Raw genomic sequence first — 19,049 nt, 5'->3', positions numbered from 1 at the left:
TCAGACAGTTAGCGCTTCTGATCCTCGGGGACCTCGACCCCTACCCGCCCGACCTCACCCGGCGAGCCTCACCCCCACCGAAAGTCCGAAGAGCCCCTTAAGACCGGTCGATGAGTGCGCGGACACGGCGTCGGATTCGCCTAAGCAGATCGAACACGCGCACCTGTACGCCCGATCGGTACGACGAAAGTTTGTCAAAGGAAGACTTCGTCGCAGCAAGTTCCCAACCCGCAATCGCGGAACGCATTCGCAACGGCTCGAAGGAAGCAGGTCGGGATTTTGCGAGCGCAATGAGTTCTTCGATGGCACCACCGTTGTTGTATTCGATTACGTCAGGGTGTCCCCACGTCCGAGCACCTGGAACCAGCTCAAAACCGCCTTCCACATCCTCGTTTGCGTAGATTCTTACATCAGATAGCCGGTCAAATATCTGCAAAACGTAGCCTCCGTGCGGCAGCGCCATCCGTTGCGACCAGGATATGAGACGCGCAGGATCCATATCGAGGATGGCCCACTTGCAGCTGAGGCGCGCCATGCGGCCGAAGGTCGACATATCTGGCGAGGGATCCACGATAATCGCCAAGTCAAAAATCCCGTCGATCTTGTCCGATGGGACGACGGTTACCCCGCGAAATCGCAGCGCAGACTTGGCGTAATAATGCGCATCAACGGAAAGAAACAGCTCGACGCGTTCACTGGAAACACATCGCAGAGCATCGAGTAGCGCAGACGCAGTTGGCAGTGATTGAGGATCAACATCCCCTGCTTCAACCACTATCCGGTGGGGCCCCGACCTCGGAGTGATCGCATCAGCGAAGTGCTCAACTGGGTCGACGCCACTCAGCAAGTAGCTCCGGACCGATTCATCGTAATGCGGGTACCGACTTGACAAGATCGCACCATGTTCGCGCCGGAGCACCTCCCGTCGCTTGTTTGTGAAGCTTGCAGCTACACCATGAAAAACCAAAGCTCTATTCGCGATGACTGATTGAAAGCCGTGTTCGTTGATTCGGAGACAGAAATCGTTCTCTTCTCCATATCCAGGCGAAAATACTTCGTCGAAGAGGCCAAATCGTGGGATCAATTCTCGTCGAATCAGGAAACAAAATCCCATAGCAACCGGGGAGACATTGAAACGCGGAATATCTAGCGCAAGGTCTTCAAAGACTTCTTTAGTTCTTTCCTCATGACGCGGGCGTGCGATAACCTGCCGAAACGGCAAGCTTGCTATCGTTGCGTTGTTACTACGAGCACAAACAACCCCGTGACTCGGACTCAAGTGGAGCACCTCGATCATCTCGTCGAGGAAGCCAGGGGTGACAACCGTGTCGCTGTTTAGTAAAAGTACGTCATTTTCCGTCTGGTCTAATTCAAGGACCGCGCGATTGCAGTTGCCGACGAAACCAAGGTTAACCGAGTTCCGTTCGTAGCGGATCGATGGTGTGTCAGAAATTGACTCCCCTACCGCTTGTTCAATCAGCTCCGCCTCAGGGCCATTATCGTTCACCACCAAGACCGAGTGCTTCGACAGGTCAACATGGCGCTTCACTGAGGCTATGCACTTCAGTAAACTCGGGACGTCCCCGTACGCAGGAATCACGATTGTTACCGGACGTTGATTTGCTTGGATAGTGTTCATCAGCTGCGAGGCCCTCCCGGTCGACGCGCGAATTCTCGAGCTTTACGAGCGATCCTCCCGACCACCGGGATTCTTCGCACAACCGCGATCAACCTCGCCCTCGGTCCGCGAAGAGGCACCCGAGATTCGTGGCTGACGCCCCCCTCGCTGTATGCGCCGTGTACGAGGGCAGGCAACTCAAACCATCGGCGCGCGATTTTAGGCAACTTGGGCTTGCCATGTTCGCCGATTGCTAGGGACTCCACCACCTCGATAGCGGCAGAATTCCCCTGTTGACCATCCGTAAACAAGACCGACCGAGCCATTGCAGCTTTGCCGTGTTCGACAATTAAGTCGGGCTTCTCCAGATAGTGTTCAAGGCAGTCAGCCAGTTCTTCGTCCGACTCGGGCGCAAAAAGCATCCCGCTTATGCCGTCGTCAATTAGCTCTGTACTCCCGCCGCGCGCTGCTGCTATCACCGGCTTACCCAGAATCATATATTCAAGTGTAGTTCGCCCAAAGGCCTCATTGGTCGATGCGGTTATGCAAATATCTGCCTCATGTATGAAGCGAAACGGGTTATCATCATGTCCGTGGAACAACACTCGGTCAGCCACTCCGAGTTCACGAGCCAATATTTTCAAGTGATCTTCATATGCAGATTCGTCCGCCGAGCCGACTATGGCAAGTTTCACATCGAGCCCTTTAGAGGCAACACGGGATAATGCTCGTATAGCTGTGTCTTGGCCTTTTCCGCGACTGACTCGACCGACTTGAACCAGTTGTACTGAGCGCGAGTCCTGCCGTCGGGGGCCACTAAGACTTGGGCTCTCGAGGCTCTTATCACGAATGGCCTTGACATCCAGACTTGGATAACACACGTGAATATCTGGTCGTCCAGTGAGGTTATTCACATAGTCTCGTAGTGTATTGGAGTTGACGAAAATGACATCGGAAAAATAGGAAATGTCCTCAAATGTTTCTTTTGGACTAGTCGCAAAAGCGAGTTGGTGGTCGAGATCGCCGTATTCCCTCACAAACCATGCATGAGGAATTCCCAATACTGCGGCCGCGAATGCTCCCCACGGAGCGACGACAGTATTCGTTACCACCAACCTGGGCTTCTGCTTCTCCATTTCGGCAATGATGCGTTTGGTCGCGTTGTAATCGCGAATAGCAAACTCGGATTTGGTGCCTGGCTTCATAGAGTCGGACGGAAGCGCCCATCCGTTAAATCGCAGGGCAAGGAACGGCCATCCGCGTGCCTCCAGTTCTCGAATGAAACTTCCGCGAGGCGCCTTCGTTATGAAAAACGGCTCGAAGTCAGGATTGCTCGCCTGCCAGTCCTCGACAAGCTTGAGGAGTGATCGTTCGGCTCCGCCCATGCTGACCGGCGCGACGCTGTGGTTCACGAAAAATACACGCACGACGCCCGATGATAGCGCCGTCAGCTTCGACGAGCGCTAGTCGGCAGCATCAACTTGTAACGATCCGCCGATTCAGCAGCTTGGGTTGCGAATGCGACACGTAGTAGAGCGTTTCAGCGCCTCACACTTACCCACTTCGTCCCGGGGCGAAGACGCGGCGCATTGCTCGCAAAGGACTCGTGATCTTCCAGCTGAGGGTGTTTTCCATCGCCTGGTTGACCGCCAGAGCCTCACGATGACTCAGGCTCAGATCCGTGAGTTGATCTCGCAGCGCCCCAATCTCCTGAGAGGCTCTATCGGCTAAAGTGTTTGCACGACCTAGCTCCTCTTCGAGGTGTCGGAGACGCTCATTACGTTCGTCGAGGGCACTCTGTAAGAGGCGGGTTTTTTCCTCAGTACTGCGCATTCTTCTCTCTGCGCGTCGTCGAGCGCTCGCCTCAGTTGCAGCGGCTCTATCCGCACCCGACCAATCCTTCGAAAGCCTCGTGACAAGTTGCTGTATGCGAATATGCTCGCTCGTGAGTTGCAAGAGTGAGGTGTTTGTGCTGCGCGACTGCCGATGGACTATCTCCTCGAATTTTCTTAGAGTTGCGTCTAGGTCGTATTGGCCCCGGCTATGCTCCACTCGACCCCCCGCAAACATTTGAGCATCTTCTATGCCTTCCCGAATCGCGTGTGCGATAGCTTCCGCGGCCATCTTTTCGTATCCACGACCGGAATAGTTGCGCCTGCTTGCAGCCTCAATATTCTCAGCGGTCAACCAACCAGGACCGCCGAAATGGTCGTAGCAAAAGACAGCTCGTCCGCGAACTAGCGCGTACTGGACCGTTTTGCCGATCGTAATCACAGCATGCACGGAGTCAATCAGGTCCGCGTCCACCCGCTGAACGGTAGAAGATGGACCACCGCGCCTACCGATCCTGACAACTTCGAATCGGTCATCTAGCAATTCCAATGCGCGCGTCAGCTCCTCCGGCGGGTGGTTTGACACCACGCAAATTCTCCATGGAGGCCCTGCGCTGACAGAACTCGTTTGGCGGTGGAAGCTACTTGGGGCCGGATTGGGGAAGATTTCGACTCGGTCACTAGGCACCCCTAGCAGCGATCCGGCGGCGGTCATCTCATCCCTTGCCTCGGGCGACGTAAAGACAACCAGAGAGGCAAGTGTCTCCTCGACCGCGTCAAGAAGCGGAAACTCCAATGGATGAATCGCTGAGAGATGCGCGAAAATTGTCGGAGTTGCTGCATCTCCCAAAAACAGAGCGGGTGGAATCACGTGATGTTGAATCCAGGCCAGGTAGAGGTCAGACTCCCGAATGATCGCGTCAAGCTCGGCGGAAGCCCAGTCGTAGACCTCGATTCCATCTTGCCCTGCGACCTCGTTGAGAATCGGCTCGCCACGCGTGCGACAAGCGATTAGCACTCTCGCCCCGCGAGCGGCGTAACTCTCAGCAATCTCGAGCGTGACGATCTCCGAACCGGAGTACTTCTCGAAGTATGCCTGCCCGAGCAGAACAACTTTGCCCACAAGATCTCGCATTGTTTCCACTGGACGATCACCTCCCCGTGACCGTGAGATGTCCGGTCTCGTCGCACGATGCTACTGTCCCGACTGTCTCGTCACGTGAACTAGACGGACCGGAGGCCGCGTCGAACCGCCGAGAGCTTGGCTACTCTGGTCGACGTGAACATGCTCATCACCGGCGGAGCCGGCTTCATCGGCTCGAACTTTGTGCACCACGTCATCGAGCACACCGATCACCACGTGACCGTGCTCGACAAGCTCACTTACGCCGGCAATCTCGCCTCGCTCGACGGCCTGCCCGACGACCGGTTGACATTTGTGAAGGGCGACATTTGCGACGCCACGCTCGTTGACGAGCTGGTCGCTGGTGCCGACGCCGTGGTTCACTATGCGGCCGAAAGTCACAACGACAACTCACTCGACGACCCGCGCCCCTTCCTCGACACCAACATCATCGGCACCTACACGCTGCTCGAGGCCGTGCGGCGCCACACCAAACGCTTCCACCACATCTCGACCGACGAGGTCTACGGCGACCTCGAACTCGACGACCCGAACCGCTTCACCGAAGCCACCCCGTACAACCCGTCGTCTCCCTACTCGTCGACGAAGGCGGGCAGTGATCTCTTGGTTCGTGCCTGGGTGCGCTCGTTCGGCGTCAAGGCGACGATCTCGAACTGCTCGAACAACTACGGGCCGTATCAGCACGTCGAGAAGTTCATCCCGCGTCAGATCACCAACGTGCTGCGCGGCGAGCGCCCGAAGCTCTACGGGGCAGGGCTGAACGTGCGCGACTGGATCCACGCCGACGACCACTCCTCCGCCGTGCTCACCATCCTCGAAAAGGGCGTCATCGGCGAGACGTACCTCATCGGCGCCGACGGCGAGAAGAACAACAAGGAGGTCGTCGAGCTGATCCTCACGCAACTCGGGCAGCCCGCCGACGCCTACGACCACGTCACCGATCGCCCTGGGCATGACCTGCGCTACGCGATCGACTCGAGCAAGCTGCGCGACGAACTCGGCTGGCAGCCCCGCTACACCGACTTCAGCGCCGGGCTCGCCGCGACCATCGACTGGTACCGCGACAACGAAGCCTGGTGGGCTCCGCAGAAGGACGCCACCGAAGCGCGCTATGCGGCGCAGGGCCAGTGACGCGCATCCTGATTACCGGCGCGGGCGGGATGCTCGGCCGCGACCTGCAGACTGCGCTCGCTGACCGCGCGGTCACTGCGCTCGCTGACCGCGCGGTCACCGCCGCGACCCGCACTGACGTCGACATCACCGACGCGGATGCCGCCGCCAGCGCTGTTGCAGGCCACGATGTCGTCGTGAACTGTGCCGCGTACACGGCGGTGGACGCCGCCGAAGGTGACGAGGAGGCGGCGCACCTCATCAACGCGACGGGCGCCGAGAACCTAGCCCGAGCATCCGCCCTCCATGGCGCGCGCCTCATTCAGGTGTCGACCGACTACGTCTTCGCCGGCAACGCGACGACTCCCTACGCCGAAGACGCGCCGCTCGCGCCCGTCTCGGCGTATGGTCGCACGAAGGCCGATGGCGAGCGCCTCGCCCGCGCCGCTCACCCCGACGGCACGATCATCGTGCGCACGGCGTGGCTGTACGGCGAGCACGGGCCGAACTTCGCCGCCACCATGCTGAAACTCGCGGCCGACCGCGAGACCCTTACGGTCGTCGACGACCAGCGCGGGCAGCCCACCTGGACAGCCGACCTCGCCGCGCAGCTCGTCAGATTGATCGACTCTCCCATCACGTCTGGGGTGTTTCATGGCACGGCATCGGGCGAGACAACGTGGTTCGGCTTCGCGCGGGCGGTATTCGAAGAAGCCGGGCTCGACCCGGACCGCGTTCAACCAACCGATTCGGCGAGCTTCGTGAGGCCCGCGCCACGGCCTGCATACTCCGTGCTTGCCCACTCGGCATGGGCAGAGAATGGACTCGCGCCACCGCGCGACTGGCGTGCCGCACTCCATGACGCTTGGCGGGGGGGCGTCTTCTCGTCAGTCGCGAGCGGAAGCAGACCACCGCTGCGATAGCGAACGCGTGAACGCACGCGCCGCATCGTACGACGGCAAGAGGTTGTCTCGCTCCGCCTCCACGAGCGTCGGCGCGTCAGTATCTTTCGGCGACAGCAGAATCTCGCCAATGTCGGTCGGGAAAGTGAGCCCGATCGTCGAATCGATCGGGGTGATGCCGTGCTCGCGCGTCGGAGAGTAGGTCTCAGACACGAGATACGTAACGGTCGTGTTGTCCTCCAGTGCAACGAATGCGTGCCCGAGACCCTCGGAGATGTAGAGCGCCCGACGATCGACGGTGTCGAGGCGAACGGCTTCCCACTCTCCAAACGTGGGTGAACCGACCCGGATATCGACCACGTAGTCGATGATCGCGCCGGAAAGAACCTGCACGTACTTCGCTTGGCTGGGCGGGACGTCAGCGAAGTGGATGCCGCGGACGACGCCCTTCCTGGAGACGGAGCCGTTGCCCTGCTTGAGATTGATCGGGTGGCCGACCGCATTGGCGAGCGCATCGAACCGGTACCACTCCCAAAAGACTCCGCGGTCATCGGGGAATTGACGCGGAGTGACCTCGAACGCGCCGGCAATCGAAAGCTCGCGAATGTTCATGTTCACAACCCTACGGTGGGTGCGGTCAGCGCTGGCTATCCTTATGCGGTGACCCCGAGCATCCCTGTCGCCGCATGATCGCGCTGCGCGTCGTCCTCGACGGCGTCAGCGCCGAACCGGCAACCGGGGTCGGCCTGCACGCCCTCGAACTCACCCGCGGACTCATCGAGACAGCGCCCCGCGGGTGCGAGGTGCGGGGCTACACGCCGTCGCTCCCCGACAGCGACTACGACGTGATCGCCGAGCGGCTGCCCGGGCTAAGCAACCTCGACAAGAGCGCGCTCGACCGGCGTCAACTGGCCGCAGCCTGGCAACACGGGTTCAGCCGACTACCCGGGTCGGGCCCCATGCATGCCCCGAGCCTTTTGGCCCCGCTCTACCGGCACGATCGCGTCGACGACCCCAACGAGCAGATCATCGTCACCATTCACGACACCGCCGCCTGGTCGCACCCCGAAGTGCTCACCAGTCGCGGGGTCGCCTGGCACCGCGCCATGGTTCGCCGCGCACACAAATACGCCGACGCGGTGGTCGTACCGAGTCACTCGGTTGCCGACGAACTCGCCGACATCCTCACCTTCGGCGATCGCATTCGTGTCATCCCCGGGGCCGTGGGACGCGCCTTCCACGTACCCGACGACGCCGATGCCGTCGCGCGGCGCCTCAGCCTGCCGTCGACATTCATTGCGCTGACCGGAACCCTCGACCGTCGCAGTGGGCTCGGCTCGATCATCGACGCGCTCAGCCTCCCCGACGCCCCCGACCTCCCGCTCGTCGTCTTCACCGACGCCGGCTCGGCGAGCGCACTGGATGCAGCGATCGCCGACTCCCCCGCCAGACGCAACCGCCTCCTCGTTCTCGACGGGCTCGAAGCGCACGAACGCGCCGTCGTGCTCGACCGGGCCCTCATCGCCATCGCACCGCTGCTCGCCGACAGCTTCGTCACCGCCGCTCTCGAGGCGATGACGCTCGCGACGCCCCTCGTGCACACCGACCAGCCGGCGCTGCGAGAGACCGTCGGCGACGCGGGCCTGCTCGTCGAGACGACCACGATCGCCGACCTCGCCGAAGGGCTGGCGGCGCGCATCAGCGAGCTCGCCTCCGACACCGAGGCGATGACCGTACTCGGACTCGCGGGTCAAGACCGTGCCCGAGCGTTCACCTGGCGCGACGCCGCCGAGAAGACCTGGCAACTGCACGCCGACCTCTAAAGGGCGCGGCGGGTATCCCGACGGTCAATCGGTCGGCGGCGGCGCGAGCGTCGCCGCGATCAGCGAGCGGATCGCCGGATAGTCGGGGTTGACGTTGTCGACAGCCGGGGGCACCAGCTCGATGTCGGTGATCGGCAACTCGCGCGACTTCGCCGCGAGGTCGGCAAGCGTGCCCAACATCGAGCGCGGGATGTCGGTGCTCACGGTCTCTTCGCTCGCATCGGCGATCGCCTCAAAGCGCGTGATCACCGTGAACGGGTCGAACTGCTGCAGCATGGCCTCCTGAATCTGCCGCTGGTGGGCCATGCGGTCGAAGTCGGTGAGGTTGTAGCGGTTGCGGGCGTACCAGAGCGCCGTGTAGCCGTTCATGCGCTGCTCGCCCGCCACGATCTCGCCGACGACCGGGCCACCGTTGATGCCGAGGGTCATCGGCTCGGCGTCAACGACGACTCCCCCCATCGCGTCGATGATCGACTCGAAGCCGTTCAGGTCGATCAGCACCACGAACTGCACCTCGAGACCTGTGACGCCCTCGACAGCGTCGCGCGTCGCCTCGATGCCGGGCGTCGAGCCGTTCAGTCGGGCCTGCGGATACAGGTCGGGGCGCTCCTCCGCGTAGGGGTAGAGGTAGCTGATCAGACAGTCGTCGCCGCAGTTGTAGCCGTTCGGCCAGTCGGCCCATAGGGGCGAATCGTCGGCGAAGGGCGCGTTGTAGAGGTTGCGAGGAATACCGATCATCGTGACCTCGCCCGTGTCGGCATCCACGCTTGCGAGCGTGATCGAGTCGGGGCGCAAGCCGAGGCGGTCGGGTCCGGCATCGCCGCCGAGCAGCAGCACCGTGTAGCGACCGTCGATGGGCTCCACGAAGCCGCCGCCGGCGAAAACCGAGCCGAGCGTGTCGCGCCCCACACCCGTGAGGTACGCGGCGTAACTGGTGCCCCCAACGCTGACCGCAAGCGTGAGCGCGGTGAACACGAGCAACCCGCCACGCGTGCGCCCCGGGGTCTTCACGAGACGAACCAACACGAGGGCGTTCAGCGTCGTGACCAGCCACAGACCGGCGAAAAACAGCAGGGCGAACTGCAACAGCCACAGCACCCACACGTTCGTGATGAGGGTGAGCGCGGCGGCACGGTTGAGGAAGTACAGCGCAGCGGCCGCCGCCATCGACCCCCAGAGGATGAGCGTCGCGCCGAGGGCGAAGCGCCCCCACCGGCGATTGCCCGCGAGCAGCTGCGCCGAGCCCGGCAGCAACACGTTCAGCCCGACCAGCCACCAGCCGCGACGCGCCATCAGCTCCGGCTGCCGCGTATCCGGGTGCCGAATCGGCGAGGTGAGGCTCACCGCTCGCGCTTCGCGGCCGTCGCCTTCAGGGCTGCGTTCTTCGTGGCGACCATGTCTTCGAGAGAGCGAGCGAACGCATCCAATTTGGCGGCGACGTCGGCGTCGGTCGCGCCGATCATGCGCGCCGCCAGGATGCCCGCATTGCGTGCGCCGCCAATCGACACGGCCGCCACGGGGATGCCCGCGGGCATCTGCACGATGCTGAGCAGCGAGTCCATGCCGTCGAGGTACTTCAGGGGAACGGGAACGCCGATGACCGGCAGAGTGGTCACCGATGCGATCATGCCGGGCAGGTGGGCGGCACCGCCGGCTCCCGCGATGATCGCGCGGATGCCGCGACCGGCAGCCTCGCGTCCGTGCGCGATCATGCGGTCGGGCGTGCGGTGGGCCGAGAGCACCTCGACCTCGCACTCGATACCGAACTCGTCGAGGGCCGCAACGGCGTCACCCATCACCGACCAGTCGGAGTCGGAACCCATGACGACGGAAACGAGAGGGGCAGTCACGGCGCCCAGGCTACCCGTCAGGCGTCGAAGTGGGCGGCTGCGGCGCGCGCGCGGTACGCGACGTCGTCGAGGTCGTCGCCCATCGCCGTGACGTGGCCGGCCTTGCGGCCCGGTCGTGGCGACTTGCCGTACGCGTGCACCTTGGCCGCGGGCTGGTGCCCGAGAGCCTGGGCGATCTGGTCGTCGGTGAGTCCACCGAAAACGTTGATCATGACCGCGTGGGGTGCGACCAGCTCGGTGTCACCGAGCGGCCAGTCGAGCACGGCGCGCAGGTGCTGCTCGAACTGGCTCGTGACCGCGGCGTCGATGGAGAAGTGGCCACTGTTGTGGGGCCGCATGGCGAGCTCGTTGACGAGCACGCGGCCGTCCATCGTCTCGAACAGTTCGACGGCGAGAACGCCGGTCACGCCGAGCCCGTGGGCGACGGTCGCCGCGATCTCGGCGGCGCTGCGCTCAACGGCATCGGATGAGCGGGGCGCGGGCGCGAGCACCTCGGCGCACACGCCACCCTTCTGCACCGTCTCGACGAGCGGCCACGCCCGCAGGTCGCCCGACGGCCGGCGCGCGACGAGCTGCGCCAGCTCACGGCGGAAGTCGACGAGTTGCTCGGCGAGGACGGCGCCGTCGGCGAGCCAGTCGTCGGCTGCGTCGGCGCGGTCGACGACCCGCACGCCCTTGCCGTCGTATCCGCCGCGCGGGGTCTTCACGACCGCGCGGCCCCCGTTGTCGGCCAAGAACTGGGCTAGCTCGTCGCGGGTCGTGATGCGCGCCCACGTCGGCACGGGAACCCCCAGCGCGGTGAGCCGCTCGCGCATGTGCAGCTTGTCCTGCGCTGCGGCCAACGCGTCGGGCCCCGGCTGCACGCTCATGCCGTCGGCGACGAGGGCACGCAACACATCCTGCGGCACGTGCTCGTGGTCGAAGGTGATGACGTCGCAGCCGGCGGCGAAAGCGCGCACCGTGTCGACGTCGCGGTAGTCGCCCACCTGGGTGGCGGCGAGTCGCGCCGACGATTCCTCCTGCTCGGCGAGAACGCGAATCTCGATGCCGAGCGCCACGGCGGGCGGCACCATCATGCGGGCCAGCTGCCCGCCTCCGATCACTCCGACGACGGGCATGCGGGGAACCTCCGGGTCAGGCGAATGGGGTCAGGTCAGGGGCGGCCGAGGCCGTGATACGTCCAGCCCGCGGCGCGCCAGGCACCCGCATCGAGGCAGTTGCGGCCGTCGATGATGGTGCGGGCATCCGTCCAGGTCGACACCTCGCGGGGGTCGAGCTCGCGGAACTCACGCCACTCGGTGAGCACCGTGACCACCTCGGCGCCGGCGACGGCGTCGCGCGCTGACGGGTGGTAATCGAGCGAAGGAACCTTCGCGCGCGCCGTCTCGATGCCCTCTGGGTCGGTCGCCTTGACCCTGACGCCGCGCAAGGCGAGGCGGGCGGCGATGTCGAGGGCGGGCGAGTCGCGCACGTCGTCCGAGTCCGGCTTGAAGGTGACGCCGAGCACCGCGACCGTGCGGCCGGCGAGCTCGGTGCCGAGCGCGTCGGTGATCAGATCGAGCACGCGCTGGCGGCGGCGCAGGTTGACCTGGTCGACGTCGTCGAGGAAGGCGAGGGCATGCCCCACACCCAGCTCCTCGGCGCGCGCCTGGAACGCGCGAATGTCCTTCGGCAGGCAGCCGCCACCGAATCCGACGCCCGCGTTCAAGAACCGGCGGCCGATGCGGGCGTCGTGACCGATCGCATCCGCCAGAGTGGTGACGTCGGCGCCGGTGACCTCGGCGATCTCCGCCATCGCGTTGATGAAGGAAATCTTCGTCGCGAGGAAGGCGTTCGCGCTGACCTTCACCAACTCGGCCGTCGCGTAGTCGGTGATGATGCGCGGCGTGCCGGTCGACAGCGGTCGACGGTAGACCTCGTCGAGAACGTCGGAGGCACGGTCATCACCGCGACGCACTCCGTACACGAGGCGGTCGGGGGTGAGGGTGTCGCTGACGGCGAAGCCCTCTCGCAGAAACTCGGGGTTCCAGGCGAGCTCAGCACCGGTCGCCTCAACCTTCTCGGCGAGACGTGCGGCGGTGCCGACGGGCACGGTCGACTTACCGACCACGAGGTGGCCAGGGCCGATGTGAGGCAGCAGGGCGTCGATCGACGCGTCGACGAAGCGCATGTCGGCGGCGTTGCTGCCCTCGAGCTGCGGGGTGCCGACGGCGACGAAGTGCACGCGCGCGTGGCTGACCTCAGAAATGTCGGTTGTGAACCGCAGGCGGCCGTGCTCGGCCTTCAACAGCTCGGGAAGTCCCGGCTCGAAGAACGGCGCACGCCCCTCGCTCAGGGCGTCGATCTTCGCCTGATCGACGTCGACGCCGATGACGTCGTGACCGAGTTCGGCCATGCACGCGGCGTGCACGGCTCCGAGATACCCACAACCGATGACGGAAATTCGCACGGAACGAGCGTAGTCGGTGCCCGCGCGGTGCGAGACCCCTCCCGATTCCTACTCGCGGTCGCGCCGGAAGCTGCCCGTCGGCGGCTCCGCCGCATCCCGTCGCCGTTGCGCCGCGACCGACGACGTCGACGTATCCATCAGGTCGCTCAGCGCCTGTTGCACGAGCCGCGCCCTCGGCACGTCGCGCAGCATGACGGGGCGGTCGAGGCCCGTGTTGACGAGCACGTCGCCGCTGCGGAACAGCAACTGCAGGCCGGCCTGCCGCACCGCGACGTCGTAGCCGCGGCTGTGCAGCATCTCGTGCCGGTGGCGCGCCAAGAGCCCGCGCTGGATGATGAGCCGGCGGGTGGTCAGCGTGTACCGGGTGTTGAGCCAGCGCACCATGGGCACGGCCCAGAACAGCAGCACGAAACCGACCGCGGCGGCCAGTACGGCGAACACTTGCCAGAGCTCCTCGACCGTAAACGCGGCCCAGCTGGCGCCGCCAACGACGACCGGCAGCAGCAGGTTCGGCAGGAAGACTCGGCGCGCGTGCGGGCGCAGGCGCACGATCACCTGCTCGGGGGCGCGCGTAGCCCCCGTCTCCACCGGCCCGGTCATGTCGTTATTCATACCGCAGGTGAGTCACGTCTCCCGCGGCAATCGCCGTCAGAACTGAGTCACGATCACGCATGAGCAGCAGGCCCGCGTCGTCGAGCCCCTCCGCCGTGCCGAGCAGCGGCGCAAGGCCCGGCCGATCGACCTTCACCGCCCGGCCGCGGGTGTGCAGTACGTCCTCGACGTCGGGCTTCAGCACCGACGGGTCGCGCGCCTCCCGCCAGCGGGCGACCAGCGGCAGCCACTCGGCCAGCCACGCCGCCAGCGCGCGGTCGGCGATGTCGGTGCGGCGAGCATCCGGAGCGTTCTCGAGCGCCAGCGACGTCGCCGTCGCGACCGGCAGCTCGTCGGCCTGCTGCGTCAGATTGAGGCCGCTGCCAACGACGACGCCGTGCGGGGTGAGTTCGGCGAGGATGCCGCTCAGCTTGCGCCCGCCCACCAGCACGTCGTTCGGCCACTTCAGGCCCGCACCGGTCACGCCGAGCGCGCACACCGCACGGGTCATTGCGAGGCCCGCCACGAGCGGCAGCCAGCCCAGATGCGTCTCCGACGGCACCGGATGCCCGGGGCTGGCCGCCACGAAAACGCTCACCGCGAGCGCCTGGCCGGGCCGCGTCGACCAGCTGCGGCCGAGCCGCCCACGCCCGACCGTTTGCGTGTCGGTTGCCAGCAGGTGGCCGTCGTGCAGCTGCGCGGCGCGGGCCACGAGGGCCGAATTCGTGCTCGCAATCTCGTCGACCCATTCGAGGTGCGGGGCGAGGGCGAGCGAACGCGTCAGCAGCGGCGGGGTCATACCCTCCAGGGTAGGCGGCACGGTGGGGGGCGGGGCATGGCCGACCGCCCGTCTCGGGCAGACTGGACCCATGCCCGGGCTCGCCTTCCTCGCCCTCGTGTCGAGCGTGCTGCTCGGAATCAGCGACTACCTCGGCGGGGCCCTCTCGCGCCGCGTGCCGCTCATCATCGTGTTGCTCGGGTCGCAGGTCGTGGCCTCGATGGCGATCGCCGCGCGGCTGCTGGTCGACCCGTTTCGGGGGGACCTCGCCGACGCGGTGATGTGGGGGTCGATCGCCGGTCTTGCGCAGGCGATCGGCGTGGCCGCGCTGTTCCGCGGGCTCGCCATCGGAACGATGGGCGTGGTCGCCCCCGTCTCGGCCCTCTCGGTGCTCGTGCCCGTGTCGGTCGGGCTCGCCACGGGTGACACGATCGGGCCGCTGCTCGGCGTCGGCCTCGCCGTCGCGGTCGTCGGCAGCGTGCTGGCGACCGGACCCGAGTTCGGGCGGCGCCGGCCGGCCGCATCCGGCGACTATGCGTTCGTGGCGGGCCGCCCGCCGCGCCGCGCCGCCCAGTCGATCGCGCTGGCCCTCATCGCGGCGGCCGGATTCGGCACCTCGCAGGTGGGCCTCGCCCGCGGCGCCGCCGCCGACCTCACCACCACGCTCGTCATGACCGCGGTCGTCGTGCTCGGCGTGTACATCGTCGCGTTCTCCGCGTGGATCCACGTGCGACTGCGGGGCGCCGCCGCGAGGCTGCACCGCGGCCGACCGGCCATGCCCGCGCTCGTGCCCATGCGCATCCGGGGTCGCGATGCCGTCGCGATCGCCTCGATCGGGATGCTCGTCTACCTCGCCAACGCCGCCTACGGAACCGCCGCGCAAGCGGGCACCCTCAGTGTCGTCGCGGTGCTGGCGTCGCTCTACCCGGCGGTCGTGGCGCTGCTCAGCTGGCGGCTGCTCGGCGAGCGCCTGCGCCCCGTGCAGACCGCGGGTGTGGTGCTCGTGCTCGCCGGGGTCGCCGCGATCGCGGCCGGCTCCGCCGCCTAACGACCGCGCGCCGCCGACAGCCCGGCCGGGCGCCCCGCCAGCAAGTTCTCGCTGAACTGCACGATATCGGGCACCACTGCAGGGTGACGCCGGTCATCGTCACCAAGTACACGCACCGCGTCACGAACACGCTCGACGGTCTGAACGACCTCAGCGCGCACCACGTCAGTGCCCCCGAACTGCTCAACGATCATGTCGAGGGTGATCGCCGCGTGTCGATACTCTCCGGCGACCGCGAGGGCCACCTCACCATCGTTGCGCTGGTGGGCCAAGGGGACAGTGTCGTAACTGGGCGCCAACGACGCACCACCGTCGGGGAAATGCATTACGCCCATGTTCTTCGCGTGCGCGTCGAGGTCACCCATGGCCACCGTCAGCGCAACTCGGCGAATGAGCGCGACCCGAGCGTCGGGCCCCAAGCGGTGCTGAACCAGCTGGTCGATGCGGTCGAGAGTGACCACGCCGCCGAATCGTTGATACTTCTCGTTCCCTGAGGCGCCGAGTGCCTGATTCATGTCTTCCTGGTGAAGGCGACCATCCGGCGCGGCCGCGTGACGATCGAATCGTTCAACCACTAGTGCCGGAACCCCGGCGATGTCGACAAGATCAGCACTGTGCGTCGCGAGGCCCACCCTGCGCGCCAACTCGTGACCGAGCCACTCGTCGGCGAGCATCGTCGGTGTAGCCGACGCGGCGACCTTGACGATGTGCGTCGATGCGTACCCGCCGATCGGTCGAAACCACCGGACGCCCTGCCGAACCAGCACGATTTTCTGTTGCACGCCCGCGAGCGAAGTTTTGCCGAGATCACGGAGGTTGCCGAGCGGGGCGCGTCGAACATCGTCGAGGATGCGCGCGATTTCTGTCTCAGAGACCGGCTCGAGCGACGGGTGGCGCGGCTCGGTTGGATCGTCGACGTCCCACAGCTGAAGAGCACCGGCGACGTCGCGACCGAACCGCGCCAACAGACCGATCGAGTCGTCCACGCGAAGCCCAGCCATCGCGGCGAGTGCCGCGCGGTTGTCACCCTCGGGCAGCAACTCGACGAACACGTTGACCCTGCGGGCGGCCCGGCGGGCCGGCGGCCGTGGAACCAGGGGAAGCGACTCAGAGACCATCGTGCTCGCGAGCCCAAAGGTCTCGATCGCGCCAGGGTCGGCGCGGAAGTCTGCTGTTCGTGGGTCTACGCCCTCGAGCCAGCCGACACGGGTTCCATACAACTCAACTGCCAGCCGTCTCATGCGTGTGTCTCGTCGTCGGCCGCCCCCGCCAACGGCGGGTCGGGTTCAGCGAACTCAGCGCTCAGGGTGACGTTCAGCATTCGCAGTGCGCGAAACAGCCGCTCAGCGTAGAGAGTCGGCTTGCCCGCCTCGATCTCCCAGACATAGCGCTGTGAGATGCCGAGTGCGTCCGCGAACTGACGCTGCGTTAGTCCACGCGCCATCCGTGCCTGCTGCAGGATCGCGCCCAGCGTCGTTGCGTCGGGCACGCGCCCCCGATAGATCGGCATGGACACTCCTTCAGACGATTATTTCGTAGTCAGAGTATGTGATGTGAATATTGTCGTCAACTGCGGTGATGTGAATATCATCGTCACGGGCACCCACAGCGCAGGCCCGCGTTTTTGTGCGGAACCACCAACGGCACCCCGCCCACGGCGGTGGATAGGCTGACACGGTGACCGACGAGACCCCCGCCCCCGACCTGTCGACCACGGCCGGCAAGATCGCCGACCTGAAGCGTCGCTACCACGAGGCCGTGACCGCGGCCGGCGAGGCCGCGATCGAGAAGCAGCACGCCAAGGGCAAGCTGACCGCCCGCGAGCGCATCGAGCAGCTGCTCGACCACGGCAGCTTCGTCGAACTCGACGAGTTCGTGCGGCACCGCACGCACGCCTTCGGCATGGACGCCAAGCGCCCCTACGGCGACTCGGTCGTTACCGGCACCGGCACGATCCACGGCCGCCAGGTCGCCGTCTACAGCCAAGACTTCACCATCTTCGGCGGCTCGCTCGGCGAGGTCGCCGGCGAGAAGATCATCAAGGTCATGGAGCTCGCCATCAAGACGGGTGTGCCGATCATCGGCATCCTCGACTCGGGTGGGGCGCGCATCCAGGAGGGCGTCGTCGCGCTCGGCAAGTACGGCGAGATCTTCCGCCGCAACACGGCGGCCAGCGGCGTGATCCCCCAGATCTCGATCATCTGCGGCCCGGCCGCCGGTGGTGCGGTGTACTCACCCGCCCTCACCGATTTCGTCATCATGGTCGACAAGACGAGCCAGATGTTCGTCACGGGGCCCGACGTCATCAAGACCGTCACGGGCGAGGACGTCGGCATGGAGGAGCTCGGCGGCGCGCTCACCCACAACCGCACCTCAGGCGTCAGCCACTACCTGGCCCAGGACGAGCACGACGCGTTCGACTACGCGCGGGCCCTGCTCAGCTACCTGCCCGACAACAACCTCGCCGAGCTGCCGCAGTACGAGTCGCACGCCGAGCTCGAGATCACCGACGCCGACCGGCGCCTCAACCAGATGGTGCCCGACAGCCCCAACCAGCCGTACGACGTGCTCGACATCATCGACCACGTAGTCGATGATGGCTCCTTCCTCGAAGTGCAGCCGCTGTTTGCGCCCAACATCGTCATCGGCTTCGCCCGCGTCGAGGGCCGCAGCGTCGGCGTGATCGCCAACCAGCCGAACGCCATGGCCGGCACGCTCAACATCGACGCCGGCGAGAAGGCCGCCCGCTTCGTGCGCTTCTGCGACGCCTTCTCGATCCCGATCGTCACCCTCGTCGACGTACCCGGCTACCTGCCCGGCACCGACCAGGAGTGGACCGGCGTCATCCGCCGCGGCGCCAAGCTCTTGTACGCCTACGCGGAGGCGACCGTGCCGCTCGTGACGGTCATCACCCGCAAGGCCTACGGCGGCGCCTACATCGTCATGGGCTCAAAGCAGCTCGGCGCCGACATGAACCTCGCCTGGCCGACCGCCGAAATCGCGGTCATGGGCGGACAGGGCGCGGTCAACATCCTTTACCGCAACGAGATCAAGGCGGCCGAGGCGAACGGCGAAGACGTCGCCGCCGTGCGCACGAGGCTGGCGAACGAGTACACGTACAACGTCGCGAGCCCGTTCCTCGCGGCGGAGCGCGGCGAGATCGACGGCATCATCGAGCCGGCGGCCACCCGCGCGGCGATCATCAAGGCGCTGCGGGCCCTGAAGGGCAAGCGCGCGAGCCTGCCGCCGAAGAAGCACGGAAACATCCCGCTGTGAACGGCACCGGCGACACCACTCGGGATGCTCGGGGCAGAGCAGACGACGACGCTGCCGTCGCGCCCGCCCTCCGCTTCGTCTCGGGCCACCCGACCGACGAGGAGGTGGCGGCCGTGCAGGTCGTCATCTCCGCGGTCGCGGCCGAGCGTGCGGGGCGCGGCGCCGAGCGGGTTGCGCCGCCCGTCAACCTGTGGGAGCGCAGCGCCCGCGTGATGCGCGCGCCGCTCTTGGCTGGTCCCGGGCGCTGGCGCGAGTCGCGCAGCCTGCGCGGCTGACGACGGTTTCCGTCGCCCCACGATCCGCGTGCGAGCGGGATATTTCGGGCCCAAACGACGAATTCCGAAGGCTAGCGCTTCGGAATCAGTCGTGTTCCGTGGGAGCGTGCACACTTTCGCCCCCTGTGGAGAACTTTGTCCCCCGAAATCCGCGGCGAAGGGCCGGAAATGCCCCCTAACGGGGGGCTCTTGTCCCCCAATCAGCCGCAAAATGTCCCCCACATGTCCCCCCAAATGCCGACTTTCCACAGGGTGGCGGGCTTGGCACACTAGAGGCACTCGATAGTGCATTACGCACATCGCCCGTCTCGATCCATTGGGTATGAGATCGATGATTGGGGGGCGAGTAAGCG

The 19,049-nt window shown here is 65.6% G+C and carries 18 protein-coding genes; 6 read left to right on the top strand and 12 right to left on the bottom strand.

The features are described 5' to 3' along the window. Nucleotides 1–97: 97 nt before the first annotated feature. The 3 genes from EV140_RS12895 to EV140_RS12885 all read right to left on the bottom strand — a co-directional run bounded on the left by EV140_RS12895 (nt 98) and on the right by EV140_RS12885 (nt 4,585). Complete coding sequence (locus EV140_RS12895) at nt 98–1,639, bottom strand: glycosyltransferase family 2 protein (RefSeq protein ID WP_130284565.1); 1,542 nt, start codon at nt 1,637–1,639, stop codon at nt 98–100. Then, nucleotides 1,639–3,045: a glycosyltransferase family 4 protein gene (locus EV140_RS12890; protein ID WP_130284563.1), complete on the bottom strand. Its 1,407-nt coding sequence runs from the start codon at nt 3,043–3,045 to the stop codon at nt 1,639–1,641. Before EV140_RS12890 ends, EV140_RS12895 begins: the two co-directional genes overlap by 1 nt. A gap of 127 nt (nt 3,046–3,172) precedes the next feature. Further along, nucleotides 3,173–4,585: a glycosyltransferase family protein gene (locus EV140_RS12885; protein WP_130284561.1), complete on the bottom strand. Its 1,413-nt coding sequence runs from the start codon at nt 4,583–4,585 to the stop codon at nt 3,173–3,175. A 150-nt stretch (nt 4,586–4,735) separates the two neighbouring features. Here EV140_RS12885 and rfbB point away from each other — a divergent pair, with 150 nt between their 5' ends. Together rfbB and rfbD are read left to right on the top strand one after the other, a co-directional pair. Then, complete coding sequence (gene rfbB / locus EV140_RS12880; RefSeq protein WP_130284589.1) at nt 4,736–5,725, top strand: dTDP-glucose 4,6-dehydratase; 990 nt, start codon at nt 4,736–4,738, stop codon at nt 5,723–5,725. Further along, complete coding sequence (gene rfbD / locus EV140_RS12875) at nt 5,722–6,627, top strand: dTDP-4-dehydrorhamnose reductase (protein WP_130284559.1); 906 nt, start codon at nt 5,722–5,724, stop codon at nt 6,625–6,627. Before rfbB ends, rfbD begins: the two co-directional genes overlap by 4 nt. Here rfbD and EV140_RS12870 read toward each other — a convergent pair. Then, a complete protein-coding gene (locus EV140_RS12870) occupies nt 6,592–7,218 on the bottom strand; it encodes a dTDP-4-dehydrorhamnose 3,5-epimerase family protein (protein ID WP_130284557.1) in 627 nt (208 codons plus the stop codon). The genes rfbD and EV140_RS12870 overlap by 36 nt on opposite strands. A gap of 74 nt (nt 7,219–7,292) precedes the next feature. On the opposite strand from EV140_RS12870, the gene EV140_RS12865 reads away from it, so the two are divergent. Next, nucleotides 7,293–8,429, top strand: coding sequence for a glycosyltransferase (locus EV140_RS12865; protein ID WP_130284555.1), 1,137 nt, complete (start codon nt 7,293–7,295; stop codon nt 8,427–8,429). 24 nt (nt 8,430–8,453) lie between these two features. Here EV140_RS12865 and EV140_RS12860 read toward each other — a convergent pair whose 3' ends face one another. The 6 genes from EV140_RS12860 to EV140_RS12835 are packed head-to-tail and all read right to left on the bottom strand — an operon-like array spanning nt 8,454 to nt 14,118. Then, nucleotides 8,454–9,773, bottom strand: coding sequence for an LCP family protein (locus tag EV140_RS12860; RefSeq protein ID WP_130284553.1), 1,320 nt, complete (start codon nt 9,771–9,773; stop codon nt 8,454–8,456). After that, nucleotides 9,770–10,288: a 5-(carboxyamino)imidazole ribonucleotide mutase gene (gene purE, locus EV140_RS12855; protein WP_130284551.1), complete on the bottom strand. Its 519-nt coding sequence runs from the start codon at nt 10,286–10,288 to the stop codon at nt 9,770–9,772. Before purE ends, EV140_RS12860 begins: the two co-directional genes overlap by 4 nt. Before the next feature lie 8 nt (nt 10,289–10,296). Beyond that, nucleotides 10,297–11,397, bottom strand: coding sequence for a 5-(carboxyamino)imidazole ribonucleotide synthase (locus tag EV140_RS12850; RefSeq protein ID WP_130284549.1), 1,101 nt, complete (start codon nt 11,395–11,397; stop codon nt 10,297–10,299). A gap of 35 nt (nt 11,398–11,432) precedes the next feature. Then, the gene (locus EV140_RS12845) at nt 11,433–12,728 is read right to left on the bottom strand and encodes a UDP-glucose dehydrogenase family protein (RefSeq protein ID WP_130284547.1); all 1,296 of its coding nucleotides are present in this window, start codon (nt 12,726–12,728) and stop codon (nt 11,433–11,435) included. Between the two features lie 48 nt (nt 12,729–12,776). Next, nucleotides 12,777–13,328, bottom strand: coding sequence for a PH domain-containing protein (locus EV140_RS12840; protein WP_241971450.1), 552 nt, complete (start codon nt 13,326–13,328; stop codon nt 12,777–12,779). A 4-nt stretch (nt 13,329–13,332) separates the two neighbouring features. Continuing rightward, entirely contained in the window at nt 13,333–14,118 is a 786-nt protein-coding gene (locus EV140_RS12835; RefSeq protein WP_130284545.1) for a biotin--[acetyl-CoA-carboxylase] ligase, read from the bottom strand. Nucleotides 14,119–14,188: 70 nt separating this feature from the next. Here EV140_RS12835 and EV140_RS12830 point away from each other — a divergent pair, with 70 nt between their 5' ends. After that, the gene (locus EV140_RS12830) at nt 14,189–15,145 is read left to right on the top strand and encodes an EamA family transporter (RefSeq protein WP_130284543.1); all 957 of its coding nucleotides are present in this window, start codon (nt 14,189–14,191) and stop codon (nt 15,143–15,145) included. On the opposite strand, the gene EV140_RS12825 is transcribed toward EV140_RS12830, so the two are convergent. Beyond that, nucleotides 15,142–16,386, bottom strand: coding sequence for a type II toxin-antitoxin system HipA family toxin (locus tag EV140_RS12825; protein WP_130284541.1), 1,245 nt, complete (start codon nt 16,384–16,386; stop codon nt 15,142–15,144). The genes EV140_RS12830 and EV140_RS12825 overlap by 4 nt on opposite strands. Beyond that, entirely contained in the window at nt 16,383–16,655 is a 273-nt protein-coding gene (locus EV140_RS12820; protein WP_130284539.1) for a helix-turn-helix domain-containing protein, read from the bottom strand. The genes EV140_RS12825 and EV140_RS12820 overlap by 4 nt, the downstream gene beginning before the upstream one ends. Nucleotides 16,656–16,822: 167 nt before the next feature. Between EV140_RS12820 and EV140_RS12815 the strand changes: the two genes are divergently transcribed. Both EV140_RS12815 and EV140_RS12810 read left to right on the top strand, forming a co-directional pair. Then, entirely contained in the window at nt 16,823–18,421 is a 1,599-nt protein-coding gene (locus EV140_RS12815) for an acyl-CoA carboxylase subunit beta (RefSeq protein WP_130284537.1), read from the top strand. Continuing rightward, nucleotides 18,418–18,696: an acyl-CoA carboxylase subunit epsilon gene (locus EV140_RS12810; protein WP_130284535.1), complete on the top strand. Its 279-nt coding sequence runs from the start codon at nt 18,418–18,420 to the stop codon at nt 18,694–18,696. Before EV140_RS12815 ends, EV140_RS12810 begins: the two co-directional genes overlap by 4 nt. Nucleotides 18,697–19,049 lie beyond the last annotated feature (353 nt).

It is taken from the genome of Microcella alkaliphila (assembly GCF_004216855.1).
In the GTDB taxonomy this organism is placed as follows: domain Bacteria; phylum Actinomycetota; class Actinomycetes; order Actinomycetales; family Microbacteriaceae; genus Microcella; species Microcella alkaliphila.
Note: the sequence above shows the minus strand (reverse complement) of the source record. Positions and strands in the feature narration are given on the sequence as shown.

What these genes read in the sequence shown, in the direction of transcription:
- EV140_RS12850 (WP_130284549.1), bottom strand. Translation starts at nt 11,397, where the DNA reads ATGCCCGTCGTCGGAGTGATCGGAGGCGGGCAGCTGGCCCGCATGATG.
- EV140_RS12820 (WP_130284539.1), bottom strand. Translation starts at nt 16,655, where the DNA reads ATGCCGATCTATCGGGGGCGCGTGCCCGACGCAACGACGCTGGGCGCG.
- EV140_RS12835 (WP_130284545.1), bottom strand. Translation starts at nt 14,118, where the DNA reads ATGACCCCGCCGCTGCTGACGCGTTCGCTCGCCCTCGCCCCGCACCTC.
- EV140_RS12840 (WP_241971450.1), bottom strand. Translation starts at nt 13,328, where the DNA reads ATGACCGGGCCGGTGGAGACGGGGGCTACGCGCGCCCCCGAGCAGGTG.
- EV140_RS12865 (WP_130284555.1), top strand. Translation starts at nt 7,293, where the DNA reads ATGATCGCGCTGCGCGTCGTCCTCGACGGCGTCAGCGCCGAACCGGCA.
- EV140_RS12830 (WP_130284543.1), top strand. Translation starts at nt 14,189, where the DNA reads ATGCCCGGGCTCGCCTTCCTCGCCCTCGTGTCGAGCGTGCTGCTCGGA.
- EV140_RS12870 (WP_130284557.1), bottom strand. Translation starts at nt 7,218, where the DNA reads ATGAACATTCGCGAGCTTTCGATTGCCGGCGCGTTCGAGGTCACTCCG.
- EV140_RS12885 (WP_130284561.1), bottom strand. Translation starts at nt 4,585, where the DNA reads ATGCGAGATCTTGTGGGCAAAGTTGTTCTGCTCGGGCAGGCATACTTC.
- EV140_RS12825 (WP_130284541.1), bottom strand. Translation starts at nt 16,386, where the DNA reads ATGAGACGGCTGGCAGTTGAGTTGTATGGAACCCGTGTCGGCTGGCTC.
- rfbB (WP_130284589.1), top strand. Translation starts at nt 4,736, where the DNA reads ATGCTCATCACCGGCGGAGCCGGCTTCATCGGCTCGAACTTTGTGCAC.
- EV140_RS12895 (WP_130284565.1), bottom strand. Translation starts at nt 1,639, where the DNA reads ATGAACACTATCCAAGCAAATCAACGTCCGGTAACAATCGTGATTCCT.